The organism is Limnobacter olei (genome assembly GCF_029087225.1).
Classification (GTDB): Bacteria; Pseudomonadota; Gammaproteobacteria; order Burkholderiales; family Burkholderiaceae_B; genus Limnobacter; species Limnobacter olei.
On the sequence record NZ_JARFJD010000004.1, the window covers coordinates 13,839 to 37,086 of the forward strand.

The 23,248-nt window shown below is 51.0% G+C and carries 20 protein-coding genes; 15 read left to right on the top strand and 5 right to left on the bottom strand.

Annotated elements, in window-relative coordinates; genetic code table 11:
* Positions 1 to 93: 93 nt before the first annotated feature.
* The 15 genes from PY990_RS03590 (at position 94) to rfbC (ending at position 15,589) form a co-directional block, all read left to right on the top strand.
* Positions 94 to 393: a helix-turn-helix domain-containing protein gene (locus tag PY990_RS03590; RefSeq protein WP_275270436.1), complete on the top strand. Its 300-nt coding sequence runs from the start codon at positions 94 to 96 to the stop codon at positions 391 to 393.
* Entirely contained in the window at positions 390 to 1,256 is an 867-nt protein-coding gene (locus PY990_RS03595) for a hypothetical protein (RefSeq protein ID WP_275270437.1), read from the top strand. The genes PY990_RS03590 and PY990_RS03595 overlap by 4 nt, the downstream gene beginning before the upstream one ends.
* A 222-nt stretch (positions 1,257 to 1,478) precedes the next feature.
* Positions 1,479 to 1,823: a MarR family EPS-associated transcriptional regulator gene (locus PY990_RS03600; RefSeq protein ID WP_275270438.1), complete on the top strand. Its 345-nt coding sequence runs from the start codon at positions 1,479 to 1,481 to the stop codon at positions 1,821 to 1,823.
* Positions 1,824 to 1,884: 61 nt separating this feature from the next.
* The gene (tviB, locus tag PY990_RS03605) at positions 1,885 to 3,159 is read left to right on the top strand and encodes a Vi polysaccharide biosynthesis UDP-N-acetylglucosamine C-6 dehydrogenase TviB (RefSeq protein WP_275270439.1); all 1,275 of its coding nucleotides are present in this window, start codon (positions 1,885 to 1,887) and stop codon (positions 3,157 to 3,159) included.
* Positions 3,159 to 4,187: an NAD-dependent epimerase/dehydratase family protein gene (locus tag PY990_RS03610; RefSeq protein ID WP_275270440.1), complete on the top strand. Its 1,029-nt coding sequence runs from the start codon at positions 3,159 to 3,161 to the stop codon at positions 4,185 to 4,187. Before tviB ends, PY990_RS03610 begins: the two co-directional genes overlap by 1 nt.
* Positions 4,188 to 4,278: 91 nt before the next feature.
* Entirely contained in the window at positions 4,279 to 5,136 is an 858-nt protein-coding gene (locus PY990_RS03615; protein WP_275270441.1) for an FkbM family methyltransferase, read from the top strand.
* On the top strand, positions 5,133 to 6,425 hold the full coding sequence (locus tag PY990_RS03620) for a lipopolysaccharide biosynthesis protein (RefSeq protein ID WP_275270442.1): 1,293 nt from the start codon (positions 5,133 to 5,135) through the stop codon (positions 6,423 to 6,425). Before PY990_RS03615 ends, PY990_RS03620 begins: the two co-directional genes overlap by 4 nt.
* A gap of 73 nt (positions 6,426 to 6,498) precedes the next feature.
* Positions 6,499 to 7,623 (top strand): glycosyltransferase, encoded by a 1,125-nt coding sequence (locus PY990_RS03625; protein ID WP_275270443.1) that lies wholly within the window; start codon positions 6,499 to 6,501, stop codon positions 7,621 to 7,623.
* Positions 7,620 to 8,819, top strand: a complete 1,200-nt coding sequence (locus tag PY990_RS03630) for a glycosyltransferase (RefSeq protein WP_275270444.1) — start codon at positions 7,620 to 7,622, stop codon at positions 8,817 to 8,819. Before PY990_RS03625 ends, PY990_RS03630 begins: the two co-directional genes overlap by 4 nt.
* A complete protein-coding gene (locus tag PY990_RS03635; RefSeq protein ID WP_275270445.1) occupies positions 8,816 to 9,886 on the top strand; it encodes a glycosyltransferase family 4 protein in 1,071 nt (356 codons plus the stop codon). The genes PY990_RS03630 and PY990_RS03635 overlap by 4 nt, the downstream gene beginning before the upstream one ends.
* Positions 9,887 to 9,917: 31 nt before the next feature.
* Positions 9,918 to 11,927, top strand: a complete 2,010-nt coding sequence (gene asnB, locus PY990_RS03640; RefSeq protein WP_275270446.1) for an asparagine synthase (glutamine-hydrolyzing) — start codon at positions 9,918 to 9,920, stop codon at positions 11,925 to 11,927.
* Positions 11,879 to 12,997: an EpsG family protein gene (locus PY990_RS03645; protein ID WP_275270447.1), complete on the top strand. Its 1,119-nt coding sequence runs from the start codon at positions 11,879 to 11,881 to the stop codon at positions 12,995 to 12,997. Before asnB ends, PY990_RS03645 begins: the two co-directional genes overlap by 49 nt.
* 161 nt (positions 12,998 to 13,158) lie before the next feature.
* On the top strand, positions 13,159 to 14,145 hold the full coding sequence (locus tag PY990_RS03650) for a glycosyltransferase family 4 protein (protein ID WP_275270448.1): 987 nt from the start codon (positions 13,159 to 13,161) through the stop codon (positions 14,143 to 14,145).
* Between the two features lie 8 nt (positions 14,146 to 14,153).
* Positions 14,154 to 15,029, top strand: a complete 876-nt coding sequence (gene rfbA / locus PY990_RS03655) for a glucose-1-phosphate thymidylyltransferase RfbA (RefSeq protein WP_275270449.1) — start codon at positions 14,154 to 14,156, stop codon at positions 15,027 to 15,029.
* A gap of 8 nt (positions 15,030 to 15,037) precedes the next feature.
* On the top strand, positions 15,038 to 15,589 hold the full coding sequence (gene rfbC, locus PY990_RS03660) for a dTDP-4-dehydrorhamnose 3,5-epimerase (RefSeq protein WP_275270450.1): 552 nt from the start codon (positions 15,038 to 15,040) through the stop codon (positions 15,587 to 15,589).
* 9 nt (positions 15,590 to 15,598) lie between these two features.
* Here the strand turns inward: rfbC and PY990_RS03665 are convergent, their stop codons facing one another.
* The 5 genes from PY990_RS03665 to PY990_RS03685 form a co-directional block, all read right to left on the bottom strand.
* Positions 15,599 to 18,343 (bottom strand): YjbH domain-containing protein, encoded by a 2,745-nt coding sequence (locus PY990_RS03665; protein WP_275270451.1) that lies wholly within the window; start codon positions 18,341 to 18,343, stop codon positions 15,599 to 15,601.
* Positions 18,344 to 18,441: 98 nt separating this feature from the next.
* Positions 18,442 to 19,131 (bottom strand): hypothetical protein, encoded by a 690-nt coding sequence (locus PY990_RS03670; protein ID WP_275270453.1) that lies wholly within the window; start codon positions 19,129 to 19,131, stop codon positions 18,442 to 18,444.
* Positions 19,132 to 19,194: 63 nt separating this feature from the next.
* A complete protein-coding gene (locus tag PY990_RS03675) occupies positions 19,195 to 19,500 on the bottom strand; it encodes a hypothetical protein (protein WP_275270454.1) in 306 nt (101 codons plus the stop codon).
* A gap of 146 nt (positions 19,501 to 19,646) precedes the next feature.
* Complete coding sequence (locus PY990_RS03680) at positions 19,647 to 20,858, bottom strand: GumC family protein (protein ID WP_275270455.1); 1,212 nt, start codon at positions 20,856 to 20,858, stop codon at positions 19,647 to 19,649.
* A 17-nt stretch (positions 20,859 to 20,875) separates the two neighbouring features.
* Positions 20,876 to 23,239 (bottom strand): SLBB domain-containing protein, encoded by a 2,364-nt coding sequence (locus PY990_RS03685; RefSeq protein ID WP_275270456.1) that lies wholly within the window; start codon positions 23,237 to 23,239, stop codon positions 20,876 to 20,878.
* Positions 23,240 to 23,248: the final 9 nt, after the last annotated feature.

A 23,248-nucleotide genomic window follows, 5' to 3' on the forward strand; every position in this document is an offset into this window, starting at 1 on the left:
AAACGAAAGCTTAAAGTGCTCTCGTTAAAACCGAAAGCAGGCTTGATCAACTTTTAGTATGATAATCGCGTTGATTTATTAAATTTTGCAATAATGACTGAAATACCCAACAACCCAAATGAGTATCCATTACTTAAAAATCCACTCGACCTGGCCACATTGGTTCGCACCCAGCGCCTGCAAGCAGGCACCAAAGGCGGGAAAATGACAGCCCACCTGCTGGCGGAAATGGCGGGCGTTAGCCGCGACACCATTTTTCGCATTGAACGCGGTGAAGACGTTTCATTTTCCACCGCCATGGCTGTGCTGCGGGTGTTTGGCTTGGGGCTCAGCGCTGCCCCAGCAGAATGGCCCACCTTGAATACCGCACAAGAACATTTCAAAACCCTGTGACGACGCATCAACGAATTCAAACACTGCAGGTGTTCAACGGCGGCAAGCCTTGCGGCTGGCTGGGGCAAACAGCCACGGGCTTTTGGTTTCACTACGCCAGCAATACGCCACAGCAACACTGGGTCAGTTTGCTGATGCCACCTAGCACCAACTTTTATCAGCAAACCGAATTATTTCCAGTCTTTGCGCAGCACCTCGACTTTCAAACAAGTTCATGTGCCAGTTCACAAACCAATGCACTTAGCCACCTAAACCAACTGAATGGCCAACAACTTGGCTCGCTTAGTTTTGCCAACCCAGACAACCCCGTGGTTACTCCACCACTTCGCACACCACCGCAGCTTGAACCCGGGCAACGCGCACTCATCGCAAACCCAAACACTTCCACAGTTCGCCGCCCTTTTGCCGACACCATGGTGCACCACCCCAGTTGTTGGCCGCTTGTTCAAACACTGCAACAACTGAAAAAACAAGCCGACCCCAGCAATCGCTTACACGGCTTGCGCTGGGCATTTCAAGCCCAACTCAATGGCCAATGGGTACAACACCCTCGGCCCGACCTGGCCCCTTATCAGCAAAACCTATACGGGTTTGAAGCTGCGCATGCAGTGCTCAACTTGAACCCTCAACAATTCAACGCACTTGCAGAAACCAACAACAAATTTGAGCAGGTGCTGCATGAAGTAGCGCGCACTTACTGCAAAAACTTTTCAGCTGAAATTGAGCTGCTTCAACTCTTGCTGCCCTTAATTCACCATCAGCTTTTGGAAGCGTACCTTGTGTTCGAGCAAGCGCCGCCGCGTGCCAACACATACAAGCCAGCGGTATTGGGGCTTGAATACCTGCCTCGCGCAATGCAATAAGCCAACTTGGCCTTATTAACATGCTCAGTATGTGGAAAAACCAGTACGCAAGAAGAACTTTACCAACACAAGAGAAATTACGTCACCTAAAAAAGGTGCTGCAGCCGGAAGAATATTCTTTTTTCTGTCACAACTGTGCTGTAACATCATTTCGTTCAAAATTGAACGTTACCCGCTTGTTGATCGGTGCACAACACGGCGGTAGCGTGCCAAAATTCCGCCATGACCAGCCGCAGAAACGATCTTCAAGAAGACACCAACTTTCGTGTAATGCGACTGCTGCAGGAAAACCCCGACCTTACCCAGCGTGAACTGGCTGAAAAGCTGGGCGTGAGCGTGGGCGGACTGAACTACTGCCTGAAAGCGTTGATGGAAAAAGGCTTGGTGAAGATGCAAAACTTCACCCATTCTAAAAACAAGTTTGGGTATGTGTATGTGTTGACTCCCAGGGGTATTGCGGAAAAAGCCAAGCTAACAGGGGCATTTCTGAAGCGGAAACTGGAAGAATATGAAGCGCTAAAAATTGAAATAGAATCCTTAAAACAAAACGCGGAAAGCCAAGAATAAACAAATCCTCACCACCACCCCAAATGGGTTCCGGGTTACATAACCGAAAAAACTGAATCAAATGAAAATTGAAAACATCAAACTAGCGATCATCGGCCTTGGTTATGTAGGGCTACCCCTTGCCGTGGAATTTGGCAAAAAACGAGCCGTTGTCGGATTCGACATCAACCAGCGTCGTATTGATGAACTGGTTTCTGGCAATGACACCACACTTGAAACTTCGCCACATGAACTTGCCGCAGCCCGGGAACTTTCATTCACCACAGATCCTGAACATCTTAAAAATTGCAACTGTTTCATAATTACAGTTCCCACCCCTATTGACGAATACAAGCGGCCCGACCTTACCCCGTTAATCAAGGCAAGCGAGACAGCAGGCAAAGTTCTGAAAAAAGGCGATATCGTTATTTACGAATCCACGGTTTACCCCGGCTGCACTGAAGAAGACTGTGTGCCTGTACTGGAAAAATTTTCGGGTCTTAAGTTTAATCAAGATTTTTATTGTGGCTACAGCCCTGAAAGGATTAATCCCGGTGACAAAGAACATCGGGTTACAACGATCCGCAAAGTAACTTCGGGATCTACGCCAGTAGTTGCAGACGTCGTAGACACGCTTTACAACGAAATAGTTGTAGTGGGTACTCACAAAGCCGAAAGTATCAAAGTTGCGGAGGCTGCCAAAGTCATTGAAAACACCCAGCGCGACCTGAATATTGCACTGATCAATGAACTTGCGCTGATCTTTAACAAAATGGGTATTGATACCGAAGCCGTGCTTAAAGCGGCGGGGAGCAAGTGGAATTTTCTGCCGTTCCGCCCCGGCCTTGTGGGCGGGCATTGCATTGGAGTAGACCCCTACTACCTTACCCACAAAGCGCAGGCAATTGGATACCACCCTGAAATTATTCTGGCTGGTCGCAGGTTAAATGACAGCATGGGCGGCTACGTAGTGGCCCAACTTGTTAAAGCAATGACCAAAAAGCGCATTCATGTGGACGGCGCAAAAATACTGGTTATGGGCTTGGCTTTTAAAGAAAACTGCCCAGATTTGCGTAACACCCGAGTGGTGGACATAGTGAGCGAACTTAAAGAATACAACTGCGAGGTTGATGTATACGACCCTTGGGTAAGCAACACCGAAGCACAACACGAATATGGTATTTCACCAATACAGCACGCCAATACCAATACATACGACGGGATTATTCTTGCGGTTGCTCACGAACAGTTTAAATCCATGGGTGCCACAAACATTCGGAACCTGGGTAAGTCAACATGCGTACTTTACGACCTTAAGTATTTATTAGAGGCCAATGAATCAGATTTGAGACTGTAATGAACACACCGTTTGAATCACTAAAACATAAACTGACCCACTCGCAACAAACCTGGCTAATAACCGGGGTTGCTGGATTTATCGGCAGTAATTTGCTGGAAACTTTACTTAAACTGAACCAAAAGGTGATTGGGCTAGACAACTTCAGCACTGGTTTTCAACACAACCTGGACGAAGTACAAAGTTTGGTCAGCAACGAACAGTGGTCTAACTTTCGCTTCATCGAAGGGGATATAAGAAACCTGAATACCTGCCATGAAGCATGCAAAGGCGTGGATTATGTATTGCACCAGGCGGCACTGGGGTCGGTGCCTAGAAGCATCAACGACCCCATTACCACCAACCAAAGCAATATCGACGGTTTCCTGAACATGCTGGTTGCAGCCAGAGACGCGAATGTCAAAAATTTTGTATACGCAGCCAGCAGCAGCACCTATGGTGATCACCCTGCCCTACCGAAGGTTGAAGATCGAATTGGCAAGCCACTTTCACCCTATGCGGTTACCAAACTGGTGAATGAACTTTACGCCGATGTATTTGCCCGCACGTACAACTTCAAAATAATTGGACTGCGTTATTTCAACGTATTTGGCCCACGTCAAAATCCAGATGGTGCATATGCTGCGGTAATTCCAAAATGGACCGCCAGCATGTTGAAAGGCGAGCCGGTTTACATCAATGGTGACGGGGAAACCAGTCGAGATTTTTGCTTTATTGCCAATGCAGTGCAGGCCAATTTGCTTGCCGCGTGCGTGGAAAATGAAGAAGCCAGAAATCAGGTGTACAACGTTGCGGTCGGTGACAGAACCACCCTTAATGTCCTGTTTAGCACACTGAAGAGTGAGTTGTTACGGCATGGTATAGCCCCCAACACCCAGCCGAATTACCGCGACTTCCGAGTTGGCGACGTGCGGCATAGCCAGGCAGATGTTAGCAAGGCAAAGAGCTTGCTGGGCTACGAACCCACGCACCGGTTGGCGCAAGGGGTGAAGCTAGCGATGACTTGGTATATAAAACATAAACAGTGAAGACAATCCGTCAAGGATCCTTATCGGCTATCGAATGCCCAGAAAAAGTAACTGCTTACACAGCGTGTAAGCGGGCCACAGGAAATAAACCATGAAAATTCGTGAAAAGTTGAGATCTGTGCGCGACTCGCGCCTTGTACTGCCAGCGCTGGTGTTCGGACTGAAGGGTCTGCGACAGTGGGGCATCTTCCGAAGCGAGCGCCTTTTTAGGCACGTTCCCTTTCGAGGGAACATTGAAGTGAGCATACCCGAGGGTGGCGTATTTCGAATGAAGGCACGGGGCGGGCAGATCGAAAACCGGTTATTTTGGAGTGGTTTTTTGGGCCACGAACCAGGCAGCATGGCAGCGTGGATCGCGCTAAGCAAACACGCCCGCACAGTATTGGACATCGGTTCAAACTCAGGAATCTTCGCTCTAGCTGCATCTGCCGCAGGTGCGCGCCGAGTGTATGCTTTCGAGCCAGTCAAACGAATTCACGCACGACTAGATGAAAATATTCGCCTCAGCGGTTTTAACAATGTCGATGCATTACTTTGTGCAGTAGGTGCTTCAGACGGCGAGGCAGAAATTTGCGATCCCGGAGGCGATGCCCCGACCAGTGCCAGCCTGTCGCAACGTTTCGCCGACGATCACCTCGGGTCGACTATCACTACGCCTGTTCGGGTAGTAGCAATCGATTCGTGGGCACAGGCACAGGGTATTGTTGACATAGATCTAATCAAACTCGACGTCGAAGGCTTTGAGGAGTCTGCCCTATTAGGCATGCGCGAGATTGTAAAACGCGATCGCCCCACGTTACTGGTGGAAGTGCTTGGCGAATACGAAGATCGCATACGCCAGCTTGTACAGGATCTTTGGGGTACGCAATACGATTGGCGCCCCATTGACGAGGGCGAAAGTGATCCAAGCCGCAACGTGCTGCTAGTTCCACGCGTACCGAAAGGATGACGCTCGCCAATCGCTTCGGACCCCATCTTTCCATCGGGATACAGATATGTGCCTTGGCACTTGGACTGCTTTGTAACCTTGTGTTGGCCAGGCTACTTAGCGCAGACGGCTACGGCGTATATTCCATCGTCTACACTTTAGTTAGTATGATTGGCATGCCTCTAGAGGTGGGGCTAGCGATGGTCATGGTACGAGAGATTGCTTCATTGCACGCAGGGCAAGACTGGGGGCGGATGCGAGGCGCAATTCGCGCTTCCACGTTTATATCTCTTGCCTTCTCGGCTGTATGGCTGAGCAGTTGCGCGATCTTCTTGATATTGGCTGATACAGAAACATCACATTACGCCGCTGCTGCCCTCTGGGCGGCGTTTCTCTTACCGATCGCTGGACTGGCAGCTGTGCGCGGCAGCATCCTGCGCGGACTTGGCCATCCCTTGTGGGGTCAAGCGATGGGGGCAGTACTCAAACCGGGCTTCTTTCTCCTACTGATGGCGGCGATGGCAATCAAACTCTGGACAGATGGTGCCGGTGTCAAGTTCTCGCCAAATCTGGCGTTAGCTCTTCATTCCGCAGCGGCTGCAATTGCCCTCGGTATAGGGATGTGGCTAATGGCTCGCCTTATTCCTGCGGATGTTAAATCGGCGGAACCCACCTACGAGTGGCGGCGATGGTTGGCGAACATTCCTGGCTACAGCCTCATGGCGGCGGCGTTCGCAGCCAATCAAGCGATTGCCACCCTTGCACTCGCCTTTTTCGACCAACCCCAAGCGGTGGGGGTTTATCGGGTGGCGGAACTGGGCGCTTCGTTGGTTGTGATGCCGCTTGGTGCGATCGCCATACATTATTCGGCCGACATCGCTCGCCTCATTTCGCAAGGCAATACGACAGAGTTACGTGCCAAACTCAGACACGCAGCCCGGGTTGCAATCGCTGCAGCCTGTCCTGTCGCTCTAATTTTTCTTATTTTTGGCAGAGAACTGATTAAGGCTGCTTTTGGCGAATCTTATAGCGGGGCCTCCTTGCCGTTAGCAATACTAAGCTTAGCGCAAATCGTAAATACGCTTACCGGCCTAGCAGGGATCGTTATGAGTATGGGCGGACACCATCGTGAAGCGCTGGCGGCAGTACTAATCGCAATCGGAATACAGTTGGCGTTAACTCTCTGGCTCGTTCCGAGTCATTCAGTAACTGGTGCCGCAATATCGAGTGCCATAGCGACCTTAGTCTGGTGTCAGATTCTGCGGCTGAGAGTACGAAAACACTATCTTGTTTCGACGTTGCCGATTTAACACCAACAATTTCCTTGCATCAGAGTGAAATCCTGAACACCGATCAAGCTGACGGACCACAAGAGTGAACAGTATGAACCGAACTCGTATCGCAATCTTGATGCCAAATTTGGACGGCGGGGGGGCCGAGCGTGTGGCCGTTCATCTCGCCAACGGTCTAGACAAGCGAGGCCACATTGTAGAAATGGTGCTAATGCAGGCTAAAGGCGTTTTTCTAGCCGACCTAGCTCCGTCCATTCGTGTGGTCGATCTTAATACGCCGAGAGTTCGTGCGGCCATCTATCCTTTGGTGCGTTATATGCGGGATGCCAGACCTCAGGCACTTCTGGCTAATATGTGGCCTATTACACTAAACGCTTTATTGGCGAAATCGATTGCGCGTGTACCTACTCGCATAGTGGTTGCCGAGCACTGCACCTGGTCCCGCTCCGAGCTGATGGAGTGGTCCACAGTGAGCTGGCAGGTGCGCACTTCCATGCGACTGTTTTATCCACGAGCCGATGGTATCGTTGCCGTCTCGAGAGGCGCAGCGGACGATCTAGCCAGCTTTGCTCGGTTGAATCGTAAGGCCATAAAGGTCATTTACAACCCAGTGATCGATCCAAATCTAGGGGCTGCGCCAACGAACGAACACGTCCCATCCGCCTGGTGGCATGGTACTCACAAGCGTTTACTTGCTGTAGGCGCCCTCAAGCAGATCAAGGACTATGAAACTTTACTTGACGCCTTTGCACAGTTACGGACGCGCATCGATGCACGTTTGCTAATTTTGGGAGAAGGGCAGGAACGTGCTTCCCTAGAGGCACAGGTTCAACGTCTTGGCTTGCAGGGCCAGGTTTTACTACCCGGATTCGTCAAAAATCTCGAGGTCTATTACCAACACGCCAATCTGTTTCTGCTTTCCTCCAATTCGGAGGGTTTCGGGAATGTGATTGTCGAGGCACTAGCAGCAGGTACCCCAGTTGTCAGCACCGACTGCCCATCAGGTCCGCGCGAGATTCTAGCTGATGGCCGTTTCGGTCAGCTGGTACCTGTGGGCAATGCCGCCGCGCTAGCGGAAGCCATGGAGCAGTCGCTGATGAGTGATCATGATCACGAAGCGCTCAAGGTACGGGCGCAAGACTTTTCAATCGACAGGGCGGTGGATCAGTATGAAGCGCTGCTTTTTCCTACAGATACCCGAAAGCTGACAGCGTGAAGCATAGTGTTCTTTATATCTCGTACGACGGCATGCTAGAGCCGCTGGGACAGTCGCAAGTGCTGGCATATCTAGTGCGATTGGCGGAACATCGTCCCATTCATCTAATCAGCTTCGAAAAAGCTGAAGATTGGAAAAACCTCAGGCAACGATCGCAGATTCAACAGGATATTGCCAAGGCAGGAATCCATTGGCACCCGCTGCGCTACCACAAGCGCCCAAGCAGCATAGCCACTGCTTGGGATATTTTGCAGGGGTGCGTGGTAGGCGTTTGGGTGGCTTTGCGCTACAGGTGCAGAATTGTGCATGCACGTTCTTATGTGGCTTCGGTAATGGCACTGGCTGTAAAACGATTAACGGGTGCCAAGTTTATTTTCGATATGCGCGGCTTCTGGGCCGACGAACGGGTCGACGGTGGCATTTGGCCCGCAAACAGCAAAATGTACCGAATTTCAAAATGGTTTGAGCGTCAGTTTTTGCTGCACGCAAACCATGTTGTATCGCTGACTCATGCGGCGGTCAGGGTTATGAAACAATTTCCTTACCTGAAAGAAACCGCCACCTCATTTTCAGTCATACCCACTTGTGCAGACCTTGCCAAGTTCACCCCTGCCCTGAGCACTGCAAGCGAAAGGCCATTCACGTTGGGCTATGTGGGTAGTGCTGGTACTTGGTATCTGTTCGGCGAGGTGTGCCAAGCCATGGTTGCCTTGTTAAAAATCAATCCACAATCGCAATTTTTGCTCGTTAACAAAGGCGAGCATGAATTCATTCGTGATGAATTGGCTAACGCTGGAATTCCTGCAGAAAATTTTTCGATCATTACTGCCAATCACACTGAAGTGCCCCTCCTGATCAATCAGATGGACGCGGGGATATTTTTCATCAAGCCCGCCTATTCGAAACAGGCATCTGCACCCACAAAGTTGGCTGAGTTTCTGGGTTGTGGCGTACCTTGTTTGAGCAACTCTGGTGTTGGAGACATGGCAGAAGTTCTCGAATCAGAAGGTGTTGGCATTTCAATAAGCAACTTTCAGGAAGACACCCTTGAAAACGCACTCGCCAAACTCATTCAATTGGCAGCTGATCCCCATACAGAATCGCTTTGTGTAAGCGCAGCGCACAAACACTTTTCGCTTGATGAAGGTGTTCAGCGCTATTCCCAGATCTACAGTCAACTAGACAAACAGGCATGAAAGTAATTGCGCTGACTCGTTACGACAGGCTTGGTGCAAGCAGCCGAATGCGGTTCATACAGTACTTTCAAACCCTTGATCAAATGGGTGTAGAGGTATGTATGCACCCTCTGTTCTCAGATGATTATGTTCGAAGCCTTCAGGCTGGTAAGCGTAATAAATGGGCAGTCGCGTTGGCCTACCTTAAGCGTATTGCGTTACTTCTACGACTACCTTCAGACAGCTTCTTCTGGGTAGAAAAGGACGCGCTACCATGGCTACCGGCTTGGCTTGAAATGCTTTTATTACGTCGTAGCCATGCATATGTACTAGATTACGATGACGCTGTTTTTCATACCTACGATCAACACAAAAGCCAAGTAGTACAAAGGCTGTTGGGTAAGAAACATGCTGCCTTAATGCGACAAGCAACTTTGGTCATAGCCGGCAACAACTATATTGCGAACTATGCAAAAGCTCAAGGAGCCAAATGGGTTGAAGTATTACCCACGGTGATTGATCTTGCTCGCTACTGCGCACCGCCTTCGAAAATGGATATTACAAAGGCATCCACACCACCTGTCGTTGGCTGGATTGGCCAACGTGCCACTGCACATTTTATGTTAACCATCGAGACGGTCATCAAAAAACTTGCCAAGGGAGGAAATGCAAGCTTTCACGCAGTGGGTATAATTCCTGGCGAACTGGGCCTGCCAATGAAAGCAATCAAATGGTCTGAAGAAAGTGAAGTCGATTCAATTGCTCAATTTGACATAGGTATCATGCCGCTGGAAGATGGCCCCTTCGAGCGTGGCAAGTGCGGATACAAACTTATCCAGTACATGGCCTGTGGCATTCCGGTAATTGCTTCGCCCGTGGGTGTGAACACCGATATCGTTGAGCACGGCGTGAATGGCTATCTCGCAAGTACCGAGGCAGAATGGGAAGCTGCATTGTTGAAGCTTGCGTCAAGCCAGGCTCTGCGTCAACAAATGGGACAAGCAGGGCGTCGAAAAGTTGAACAACAATTTTGCCTGCAAATCACCACCCCTCGACTTGCCAAGTTGCTTTATCTAGCGGCCAAATAATTCAAACGAATAAAACAAGGATAAATAAAAAATGTGCGGATTGGCTGGTGCCTGGGATGTTCAATCTAACTTTGGCTTGGGTGCTCATGTCACAGAAATGGCGAATGCTATAACTCATCGTGGGCCCGATGACTCTGGGGTGTACGAAGACTTTGCCAACGGTTTTGCCATGGCACATCGCAGGTTGTCGATTATTGAACTGTCCGCTGCGGGGCATCAACCGATGGTCTCTAACAGTGGCAATCTGGTGATTGTTTTTAATGGCGAAATTTATAATCACTTGGATATTCGTGGTGAATTAAACGCCGCTGGTGCGGCGCCCATATGGCGCGGGCATTCTGACACAGAAACATTGCTAGCCGCTTTTGAATTCTGGGGTATCGAACCTTCGTTGCAACGTTGCGTGGGCATGTTTGCAATTGCGATTTGGGACAAATCAAAACATGAATTGACAATTGCCCGGGATCGATTCGGCGAAAAACCGTTGTACTACGGTTGGGTTAATTCTGGAAACCAGAAGACATTCGTTTTCGGGTCAGAACTTAAAGCCATTCGAGCTTTCCCGGGGTTTGCAGGAAAGGTGTGTCGCGAAGCACTGAATGCCTATCTTCGGTTCATGTATGTGCCCGCACCGCGCAGCATTTATCAAGGAATTTACAAATTAGAGGCAGGGTGTTTATTAACCATTAAAAACGACCCGCCCTCTTCCCCCCCTAGCGCGTTGATGCAACCCGGTGAATCCCATGGAAGCTTGCATTTACGCCGCTGGTGGTCTCTTGCTGAAACAGTGGAACGGGCCAGCAAAAACCCAATCACAAATGAAGAAGAAGCACTGACTCAGCTGCGCTCATCGTTAAGTGAGTCTGTTCGAATTCAATCACTGGCCGATGTACCTTTGGGCGCTTTTTTATCGGGTGGAATTGATTCATCCACTATCGTTGCACTGATGCAATCGCAAGCCAGTAGAGCAGTTAAAACTTTTACAATAGGTTTTGATGAAGCAAACTTTGATGAATCACCACATGCTTTGGCAGTAGCCAAACATTTGGGTACTGAACACCATGAAATGCGAGTATCTGCCAAAATGGTTCAAGATGTAATTCCAATGATTCCTTGGATGTACGATGAACCGTTCGCCGACTCCTCACAAGTGCCCACACACTTGGTCTGCAAAGCCGCAAAGCAACATGTCACGGTTGCATTAAGCGGCGATGCAGGGGATGAACTATTCGGTGGTTACAACCGATATTTTTGGGGCCCCAAGATATGGAACCGCTTGTCTTGGCTGCCAATGCCGATTCGGCAGTCACTGGGTAAAATATTGCAATCAATTCCTGTTTCAACCTGGGACAGAATAACTGCACCGCTGGCAAGAAGTACAACAGGAGTAAACCGGTTAGGCGATAAATTTCACAAATTGGGGCGACGCCTTCAAAATGTTCGCAACATGGACGATCTTTATTTAAGCCTTGTTACAGAATGGCAAAATGCCGATTCGTTGGTACTTGGGTTGGAAAAAAACTCGCCCTTTTTACCAACAAACCTACAACAACACAATTTGCCTTCTTCAGGCGCAAGCGCGGATCAACTGCGGATGATGTACCGTGACAGCATGACCTATTTAACCGACGACATTTTGTGCAAAGTGGACAGGGCGGCAATGGCAACCAGTTTGGAAACACGAGTGCCCTTTCTGGATCACCGGGTGGTGGAACTTGCATGGCAGTTGCCCCTCAACATGAAAATTCGCGGCACGGAAGGCAAGTGGGCATTGCGGCAAATTCTTTATCAACATGTGCCAAGGGAACTGATTGAAAGGCCCAAAGCTGGCTTCGCCATTCCGATTGGTCAGTGGTTACGTGGCCCGCTACGTGCTTGGGCTGAGAATTTGCTAAACCCCCAAAAAATGAAAGACCAAGGATTTCTGAATGCCGAGCCCATAACAATTGCTTGGCGTGAACACCAAGCTGGGTATGACCGCACACCGCAACTATGGGCAATATTGATGTGGCAGGCTTGGCTGGAGGCCAACCCTTGCTGACCTACTGGTTACTGTTCGCGTTGATTGCATGGATGGCAATAAGCCACATGCGGCCCCATCTTGCAATTCATTCTTATCGGGACGAGCCGTGGAATGTGGCTTGGGTAAATCTTTTCCTGATACTGGCTTTACTGATCGGCCTGCGGCACGAGGTGGGTGGCGACTGGGAAACCTATCTTGAGCACATCGAATATATCCAAGGGGAACCTCTCGACCAGTTTTGGCTGCACGGGGACCCTGCTTATGTGCTCCTTAATTGGGTGGGTGCCAATGTTTTTGGTGGGGTGTACTTCGTTAATTTTGTTTGCGCTTTACTCTTTTCCTGGGGGCTGATTACCTTTTGTCGCGCCCAGCCGCGACCCTGGCTGGTACTGGCGGTAGCTGTGCCCTACCTAATCACAGTGGTGGCCATGGGGTATACGCGCCAAGGGGTGGCCATTGGACTGGCCATGTTAGCCATGGTGGCTTTGAATGAGCGCAAATTTCGTGGGTTTTTAATCTGGATAACTTTTGCGGCTTTGTTCCATAAGTCTGCGGTTATTTTAATGCCATTGGCCATTTTCTCGGGTGCAAAACATCGGTGGCTCGTGATTCTGGGCGCCGGCATTACTGGTGCCTTGTTATTCACCCTACTGCTGCAAGAGGCCTTAGATGGACTTGTGAGCGGCTATATCGTAGATGAATACCAATCAAGCGGAGCAGGCATACGCATAGCAATGAACGTGTTGCCTGCAGTTGTTTTTCTGTGCTTTCGAAAGCGCTTCAAACTGCCCGAACATCAAGAAAGCTTCTGGACGTGGATGGCCGTCGGGGCGCTGATTTTTGTTGTGCTTCTGGCAGTATCCCCTTCGTCTACTGCAGTGGATCGAGTTGCATTGTATTGGATTCCACTACAGCTATTTGTGTGGGGTAGGCTTCCCGATGCCTTGGGGCTACCAGGCCGCCGTAACCCCATCTGGGTAATTTTGGTTGTTGCATACAGCGCCTTGGTGTTGTTGGTGTGGCTATTCTTCGCTGGCCATTCATTTCTATGGTTGCCTTATAAACACTATTTTCTGCAACTACTATGAAAATTTTATTATTCGCGAACACTGATTGGTATCTCTTCAATTTCCGCAGGTCGCTGGCAACATCACTACGGGAAGAAGGGCATGAGCTTTTGCTGGTCTCCCCGGCCGGTACATACGGAAAAAAACTGTGTGAGCTGGGGTTTCGGTGAATAGCTGCGCCCATGGAAAGAAGCAGTCTTAATCTGTGGCAGGAATTTAAGTTGTTGATCTGGTTACACCGCTTGATGAAACATGAAAACATTGACCTGGTGCATAGCTTCACCATCAAGTGTGTTGTATACGGTTCTATTGCTGCTCGCCTTTCCGGGGTGGAAGCGCGAGTTAGTGCTGTGGCTGGCATGGGGTATGTGTTTACAAGCCAAAACCTGAAGGCGAAGCTGCTTCGCCCATTGGTTCGATTGTTACTTCGTGTGGCGTTAGGCGGGAAAAATTCCCTGCTGATACTGCAAAATCCAGATGACGTTGGTTTGTTTCGTCAAGCCCGTCTTGTTGATTCAAATCAGGTGAGGCTTATACCCGGTTCGGGCGTAGACTGCAATCGTTTCATTCCGCAACCGTGCATATCAGCCAGTATGGCAGACGAACCCGTTCAATTGCGCGTGTTGTTTCCCGCACGATTATTGTGGGACAAAGGCTTGGCCGAATTCATTCAAGCCACACAACTCCTTCTGCAAGAGGGGCGAAGAATCGAGTTTTTATTGGCCGGGAATCCAGACCCCGGCAACCCGGCTTCTGCCAGTGAAGATGAGGTGCAGCAGTGGGTGAACAAAGGCTGGATTCGCTGGCTTGGGCATGTCGATGACATGCCCCGATTGTTCAACGCTGTTGATGTAGTGGTGTTACCCAGCTACCGGGAGGGCTTGCCCAAGGGCTTGATTGAAGCAGCAGCCTCAGCTAAAGCCCTTGTGACCACTAATGCACCGGGCTGCCGCAATGTTGTAGACCACGAAATCAACGGTTTGTTGATACCCCCAAAAGACCACATGGCTTTGGCATTTGCAATTGCACGCCTGGATGATGACCCAGTGCTACGCACCACGCTGGGCAATGCAGCCAGAGTTAAAGCTTTGCAATGTTTCGATGAACGTTTGGTGATTCAAAATACCCTGAATGTTTACCGGGAATTGCTACCCCAACCAATTATTTGAGAGTGAGAATGACCACCGATCGCAAAGGTATTGTCTTGGCTGGTGGATCCGGCACGCGGCTCTACCCAATTACCCAGGCCATCAGCAAACAATTGATGCCGGTATATGACAAACCCATGGTGTACTACCCGCTCAGTACGCTCATGTTAAGTGGCATTCGCAACGTGTTGCTTATTAGTACCCCCCAAGACACTCCCCGCTTCGCTGAATTGCTGGGCGACGGCGCGCGCTGGGGCATGAACATTGAATATGCCGTGCAACCAAGTCCCGACGGCTTGGCTCAAGCATTTATTCTTGGAAAAAACTTTGTTGGCAAAAACCCAAGTGCCTTGGTACTGGGCGATAACATTTTTCATGGTCACGATTTGGTAAGGCAGCTGCACACAGCCGGAAATAGAACCGACGGAGCAAGCGTATTTGCCTATCATGTACAAGACCCGGAGCGGTATGGTGTTGTGGAATTTGATGAACACCAACGTGCAATTAGCATTGAAGAAAAACCGAAACATCCAAAGAGTAACTATGCCGTAACCGGATTGTATTTTTATGATCAACAGGTCTGTGATATCGCGGCTGACATCAAACCGTCTGCTCGCGGCGAACTGGAAATCACCGACATCAACAAACGATATCTTGAATTGGGACAACTCCACGTTGAAATTATGGGTAGGGGTTATGCCTGGTTAGACACAGGCACGCATGACAGCTTGCTGGAAGCCGCGAGCTTTATTGCAACGCTACAAAAGCGACAGGGTTTGCAAGTGGCCTGCCCTGAGGAAATTGCCTTTCGCCAAGGATGGATCTCTGCTGATGAACTGCAATCGCTTGCCAACTCATTAAAGAAAAACGCTTACGGGCAATACCTGCTCAATTTGTTGAAATGAGATAAATGATGCCATACACCATATTTAAAACCGACTTGCCCGAAGTGCTGATTTTGGAACCCAAAGTATTTGGCGACGAGAGGGGGTTTTTCTTTGAAAGTTTTAACCATAGGGACTTTGAAAAACAGGCTGGTATTAGTACCCATTTCGTACAAGACAACCACAGCAAATCATCCCACGGGGTATTACGGGGGCTGCACTATCAAATCAAGCACCCGCAAGGAAAATTGGTGCGTGTTTCTCAAGGAGCTGTTTTTGATGTGGCGGTTGATCTACGTCGATCTTCGCCCAACTTTGGAAAATGGGTGGGCTACGAACTGTCTGCAGAGAATAAACGCCAAATGTGGATTCCGGCCGGTTTTGCACATGGATTTTTGGTCACTAGCGAAAGCGCCGAATTTCTATACAAAACCACCGACTATTGGTACCCGGAACACGAGCGCAGCCTGCGCTGGAATGACCCCACCCTTAAAATTGAATGGCCGCTGAGTGCCACCCCTGTGCTCGCGTCGAAAGACGCAAATGCCGAGGCGCTGAGCAACGTTGAAGTATTTCTATGATTTGAAAAATCAAGGCGCATAGTTCAAAGTTTTAAGATTTCTTACCTCCGTCTGCCCATACAAACTGAACCCTCTATTCAACTTCGCCCCACCATCCCTGGTAAGGGGGCGCCACAAGAAATTCGCGTCGCCAGGAATACTCTTGGTGAAGAAGGCACTGAAAGGCACGGTCATGTAAATGCCTTTGTCAAAGCTGCCTTCACCGAAATCTTCTGCACTTACATTGGTGCGGGTTGCAAATGCACCCATGCGCACACCGTTGTTGAATTCTCTTGAAAAATCTACCGTAATTCCCTTATCCCCCGCCAAATACTGCCCCACGCTGATTGTGGCCAGTATGTCTTCAACACCCGTGTCTACATACGCAGTAATGTGGCCGGTGTTTACTTCATAATTTTGTAAATCAAAGTCTTGCTCAAAGGCGCGTTGGCGCACTTTGTTGATATCTACACCCACGGCATACCAACCATTGTGCGGGCGGTACAAATACTCGCCCCCCGCGCCTGCAAACATTTGTTCAAGCAAGCCGCCGTACAGGCCGTAGTAATGCCCATCTGCGAACTTGCCCATGTGCTTTAAAGCAAAGTTGGGAATGGTGAAGTCGGATGTAACCGCATATTCCCGCAAGTTGGTGCGCACCTGTGGCAAGCGGCTGTCACCACGCTGGTTAAACTTCTCGAAGTTGTCGATTAAGCGGTAGGCCAGCCGCCCTTCCAGCCAGGTGTTATCGGTGAAGTTAATGCGGGTGTCGTTGGCCAATACAAATTGGTACAAAAATCCGTCTGCCCCGCCCAGCACTTGCCGGAAGCCCAATGCAAATTTGTTGGTGAATTTCTCCGTGGGTTCTTCATGTACTGTGCGGTAAGGAAAGTTGTAACCCTCAATGGCTTCTTGTTCAGCTTTTTCATTGTTGTCCAGCAGCCCATACTCGGTGCGGCGTACCACAAACTTGTCGCGGTCTATTACATGCTGGCCAACATCGGCCCCGTTGTTCTCGTAATTCATGGTGAACCATTTTACGTTTTCGGGCAGGTCTTGGTGTAGCACTTCGGCGGCGCGGTCTAGGGTTTCGCTGTAATAGGCAGCGTCGCCATTGCGCACATTCAGCTTTACTTCGCTTCCGCGTTGTTCAACCTTGTTTACATGCCAATCGGTTTGCTGTTGCAGGCGTTGCAGGGTTTGCTTCCAGTCTACTTGCTGTGGCCTTGGGCCTGTAGTTACGGGCAAGGGCTTGGGGTCGCTTACCTTGGGGGTATTAAAGGTGCTGAAATTTTCGAACAGGCTAATGCCCACGCTTAGGGTGTTGCCCCTTTCTACCCCCAAGTGAAAATTCACTGAAGGCGAAACCCGGTACACCATGCCGTAGTTAATGCGGCTGCTTTGTTCTTGCGGGTTGGCAAGTGGTTCGCTTTGATAGTTATTGCCATCGTATTCAAGCTTAAGTACCAATTTGTCCCATGGCGTGTGCCACTGCACACCACCGAACAGCGAGGTACGGCCACGAAAGTAGGTTTCAGCAGCCAACTCGCCGCCCTGCCCTACATTACCCGCTGGCCTGTTGTCGAATTTATCGGATATAAACCCCAGAGGATTGCCGTAATCGCCGGCCGCGCCCAAGTACCCCCAGGCCAGGCCCAGTGAAGTATCAAAATTACCGAAGCGTTTGCTGGCAACCAGGTATTCACTGGCAAACAAGGCTGTGCCGCCTACGTCATTAAGACCCACTGAAATTTCAGGCACGTAGGCACTCTCCTTCCACAGGCGTAATTTGGCATCAATGTTCTTATCCAGAAATTTTTGATCGCCACTGAATTCAGCAGAGCCGAACAAGCGGTTTGTAATTTTGGTGTACCTGAAACCGCCTTCTAGCCAGTCGAAGGGCTGCAGCATAATGCTGTAGCGGCTATAGGGTTCAACACGGCTGGCGGTAAAACTGGCACTGCCTGCCGGGCGCATGCGCGCAGTAGGCGTTTGCATAAGGCCCACCCACCCCCATGTGCTGCTGCTTATTGGCAAGCTGCGCAAGGGGGTTGCGCTGGCCGCTTGCTGAAACACCGCACGGTTGGCTGGTACCACCCATTTGCCCACCGAAAAGTTGCCTGGCAGCTGGGCAGCGCCTTGCGTGGCCAAAAAAGCAGCAAACTGATCAGCGGTGTTTGCAGTTACTGCACTGCCACGGCCCGGTGCCAGCAACCATGCACCTGGCATGGGCAACACCTGTGGCCCGGCATTCCAAACGCCCACACTTAAGCGGTGTACTGTGCCAGTGGGTTGTACAAGCCAGGCAGCGTCTACTTGGCTGGCATTACAGGCCTGCAAATAGGCTGGAGCCTCTACCCCGGCGTGGTAAGGCACCTGGCAGTAGCCAAAATCGCCCAGCACAAGCAGGTTGTTGGGCTGCCCGGCCAGCACCACTTCGTCGCCCGGAGCAAGGCGGGGGTCTAATTCAGGGCGCAAGGAAAGGTATTCAGCATCGGCCGTACCGGGCAATACCAGCCGGCCCGTGGCTGGCAATTGTTGCACCAATTCGGAATAACTGTTGTTGTGCCCACCCAACTGCACAAACAAACGGGTAAGCAATTGCGTGCGCTGCAAATTGTGTTGGGCCAGCGCGCTGGCCTGCCTTAACTGCAAACCGGGAAGGTAGTGCGTTTCGCTGTTGACCACGCTGGGCAGCAGCCCGTTGCGCAGCAAGTAAGCTGACAACCTTTCGCCGGCCTGTACCTCGCTGGCGGCCACTGGGGGTGTTTGCACGGCTTGTGCAACTGCAGTAGCAGGCGCCAAGGTAGTACAAAGGCACAACACAGCCAAAGCCAAAGGTTTTTTAGAATGGGGGATACGCAAAATGAAACCTATAGGTTTTGCGCGGCGGTGCGCCGCAAATATTCAATACACTGCCCTTCTTGCTGGCAGTACAAGCCATACACAAGGCCGCCAGTGTTGGGGTGCGTACCCACAACATGCAAACTGTTGTTAAGCGCTTGTAAACGCGGGGATGCAGTTGAATTGCTGTGTTGGGCAGCAAGTTGCCCACGCCATGCCTGCAATACAAGGCCATTCACTTGCCGTGCGCGGGCCAGCAAAGCGGTGTTTTTCAACGGTATGGAGTCGAGCGCCATGGGTAGCAAATTCAGCTGCACTTGGTGCATGCCTAGCCCGGAGTGGTTTAGCACCATGCCTTGCACTTGCCCCTTGGGGTTAAATTGCAGGGTGGCTGATTCAAACACATTTGGCACACCTTGGCTGCCCACCACAAAGCCTGCGCGAGTGCGCAACAATTCCCGGCTGGCACTTACCCAAGTTTCAACCAGGCCACCCCCTTGCGCGGGTGTGTGCTCGCTGGCCAAAACCATAAGCGCACTGCTGTTGGGCGCTTGAACTTCAAGGTAAATGTATTGGGGGCTTAATGGTGTGCTGGCGTAGCTGGGTGGGGTTTTACCGGCGTAATAGGCCTGCGCGGCACTTACCACAGCACCGCCCAGGTTTGAACATGCCTGCAAAAAAGGCGCTGCAATAATTAAAAGCAGCATTCGAAAAATCATGATGTTCCTTGGCAGAAAAAAGGGCCCAAGAAGGGCCCTTTTTTGTAATGCAAAATCGACCACTTAGTTGGTCGATGTTGCAGTGGCAGTGGCGGTGGCTGTGTTGTCGTCGTTGCTTACAGCAACGGCAGCCGCAACACCCACTGCGATACCAGCAATAGCCGCTGCGCTTAAACCGCCCACTGCGGCACCGCCAGCCACGCCGGCACCTACACCTGCACCACCCGCCGCGCCGGCGCCAGCGCCAGCAGCGCCACCGGAAGCTGTGCCACCTGCGGCACCACCACTTGCCTCAACGCCCGTGGGCGATTGTGCAATGGCCACACCACTAAAAGCCAACATGGAAACCATGGCCAAAAATTTCTTCATAACAATTCTCCCTAATTAGGATTTATAAACGCGCGCTTCAAGAAATTACAATACTTTGTGTTAAAGCGCTACCTTTAACCACTCTGTTTCGTGCCAAAAACAACCCCCTCACCCTGTTTTGGTGGGGGTGGGCACAGCAAACCCGCTTATTTTTTGAAACCCCAAGCCCTTTTCAAGGCCTGCAACTTGCCTTGGGTTTCAGGGTTGCTGCCTGAATTGCGCAAGGCCCCACGAAGTAAGGCTATAAGCACTGCCATAAAGCCAGCTGCCAATACACTTGCAAGCACAATAAGCGCCCGTTTGGGTTTGCTTTTGCGCTCGGGCGGTATGGCTTCGTCTAGCTGCTGAACATCGCCCCCGTCTTTCGCTTCATCGATTTTTGCAAGTTCGTATTGCTTGGCCATAATTTCAAAAATGGCCTCTTGGTACTTCACTTCACGAAAAGCGCGCACATACTCCAACCCCTGTTCGGGTAAATTGCCGGCGGAAACAAGGCCAAGGTCGCCACCACTGCCGCCTTTGTCCAGCTTTTTAAGTTCATTGCGCAGACCACCCAATTCAGCCAACACGCGGCGGTAGTCTGAATTCTCGGCAGTGGCAAAAGTGCGCATGGCGCTTAGTTGCACTTCCCGTTGGGCAATTTCGGCGCGCAAGCGAGCTACTGCACCAATGGTGGCCTCAGCCTGGCTTTTTAATTCCACAAGGCCGGTGCGCTCCTGCGTCTCCTTCAAGGCCACTTCAGCATTGCCAAGATCTTCTTTGGCTTTGGCAAATTGTTCTTCAAAAAACACCCGGCGCTGTTGGGCTTCAGTAACTGCCACACGGGTCATTAAACCCTTAAGCACCTCGTAGTAAGCGTTGGCCATATTGGCTGCAAAAGCCGGGTCTTCATCATCCACCTCAATTGTGATCAATCCCGATTTTTTGTCACTGCTTACTCTAACCACAGCATCCAGTTTCGTGTAAACGTCTTGCCGCATTTCGGCTTCATAACGCTCAGTTAGTTGAAAGCGGTCAATAATTTCGTCTTTCGCGCTGCGGCTTTTGAGCATACTCACAACCGTATCCGCAGTGGTACCTCCCGCACTGATCCCGGCCAAGCCTGCCAGGCCACCCAACTGGGCAAGTGCGGCGGCTGCGCCACCGCCGCCTCCACTTTGGGGCGGAAGCAAGGTAGTTTTAGCGGTGAATATGGGGGTAAGCAGCAGGCTGACCACAATGGCCACAATGCCCGCCACAAAAGGCAAACCGAAAATCAGCTTTTTTTCTTCGCCCAGGGTGGTAGCCAGGTCGAGCAGGCTGATTTCATCTTCATCGTCACACACTGGCGCACCAGCGGGGTTTAAATCTTGATTCATGCTGTAAATGGTCCGGTTTAGTCTTTAATAGCGTTAACAGAGGCTGCACCCAGACCAATCTGGAAAAGAATTTGAGAGTAATCAAGCAAAGTTTTGGTGAGCGACACGCGTTCGAAGTCTTCAGGCACGTAAATGGCGTCGCCCGGCAAGGCGCGCTTTCCGTAAAGGCCGCTAACGAACGGCACCCAACCTTGCTGCGCACTGTCTACTTTACCGTTGGCGCGAATTACAAAAATTGAGCTCTTATCAGAGCTTTTCGCGGCACCGCCAGCCATACCCAGGTAATCGAACACCGTGTTGCCAGGTTCAAACGCATAGGCCCCCTGGCTGTACACAGAACCGAACACCACAATCTGCCCTGGCACTGCGGGAATTGAAACCACGTCCCCATCGACCAATTCAATTGGCGGCATTTCAGCAATGCTCATGGCATCAGGCTTGATGTCCAGCACCACCCGGCCGTCGGGTTTTACACCACGCAGACGCTCGAGGTAAGCACGCTGTGCTTCAGCCTGTTGTTGGGAATTTGCAGCATCGGCAGCGGTAAGTGCAGAAGCAGCCTTGCTGGATTGTGCCGACACCAGCATGCGTTCGGCCTGTTCCAGCGCTTTTTGTTTTTGAACTTCCTGCTCGGCCACAATGGCGCGGCGGGTAAGTTTGGTGCCAAAGAGGTAGGCGTCTTCAGCCAAACCACCTGCTTTCACAATCACGTCCCGAAGGGTTTCGCCGGGTGCAATTTGGTAGTAGCCCGGGGCTTTCACTTCGCCGGTTACCTTGATAAGCGCAGTGGTGCGGGATTGCGGTATATCAGCATCGTTCGCGCTGAAAATGGTAACCACGTCGCCAGGCTGCAACGCAAGGTTCTGGCTGGGGTCGCCGGCCATGGCTTTGCGCAGGTTAAACGGTATTAGGCGGGTTTGAAGCTCGGTGCGATCTAGCCGCTCAACCACAGCGTAATCCCAATTAATTTGCGAAAGCAGGTTGGTAATGGTGTCTTCAACCACCTCAATTTGCTGCTCGCCTTTTTCGCCTTGGTCTGCTTTGCTGAACAATTTGGAATCGTCTAGCCCCAACTGGCTTTGCAGCTTGGGATCGGTTACCGCTTTGCGCGCTTCACCCTTGTTGAATTGAACCAGTGCGCCTTTCTTTTTAAAGTAGCTGTCTTGAATAAGCGCATCGGTGTTGGGTACCAAATCGGCAATGCGCATGCCCTCAAAGAAGGGATAGCGCGCCGCAGCGGCCACATTGCCTTTCAAGGTAACAGCGTTGGCAAATTCGCGGCGGGTTTGGAACAGGGTTACAATGTCGCCGTCTTGCAGGGTGGCTTGGTTTAAGGCGCGGGCGTAGCTAAGTTGCTCTACGCCACGTGGAGCTTTGGGGTTGGCTGTGTTGAAGCCTTCGATAAGTACCGTGTCTTGCCGAAGCAGGGTACGGTCCACTCCAGCAATTTCTAGTATGTCGTTTAAATTTTCACCCGGCTTCAGCTCAAAAATAGCGGCTGCCGGGCTGTCAATATTCAAGGCCACGCGTGCGCCAACCTGGCTTACAAAAACAACATCGCCAGCGCGCAATTTGCGGTCGCCATTGAGTTCGCCTTTGCGCAACAAATCGTAGAGGTCGAAGGTGGCCACGGTTTCGCCACCCCGCTTTAACTGCACATTGCGAAAGCTGCCGTTAATACCGGGCTGCGCTACGGAAAAAACTACGGAGGCCAGTGTGCTGGTGCTGCTTACTGTGTGCAGCCCGGGGGCCAATGCCTGGCCACCCACATAAATACTGACGCCACTTAGCTTGCCCAACGTGGCACTGAGGTTGAAGTTTTTGTAGTACTTGCCAATTTCAGCGATTAAAAACTGGTCGAGGTTGCGGGCACGCACGCCTGCCACGGGAAAGGTGCCCACGGTGGGAATGGTCAGTTGGCCGTCGCGATCAACAGTGGCGCTGTGGTTCACATCGATTGCACCCCACACCCGCACCAGGATTTGATCGCCTGCGCTAATTTCATAGTCGGCCGAGACCGGTATATTGGTTTCGCCACCCACACTGAATTCTTTTTGCAGTGAACTGCTACCAAAGGGATACAACAGCCTGCCCGTGTTTTCAAAAACAAAGCGTTGAAACGAGCTTAAACCACGATCGGGCAATGATTTCGGTTTCTCGGCGGCAATTTCAGAATCAGGCTTACCTTCAAGGTTGGCTGCAGTGCCTAGAGTGCCATTCAAGCCGCGCAGGCTGTTGGCACCTAAGCTGTTCAAACCGCTTGGGGCCTGTTGGGCTGCACCTTCGGAAAAGCCGCCGTTACCACCAAAACCAGAGGGCTGTTGCGCAAACACACTGCCTGCAATCAACAGGGTACCGAAAACCAGAAAAGCACGATTCATGCAAAAAAA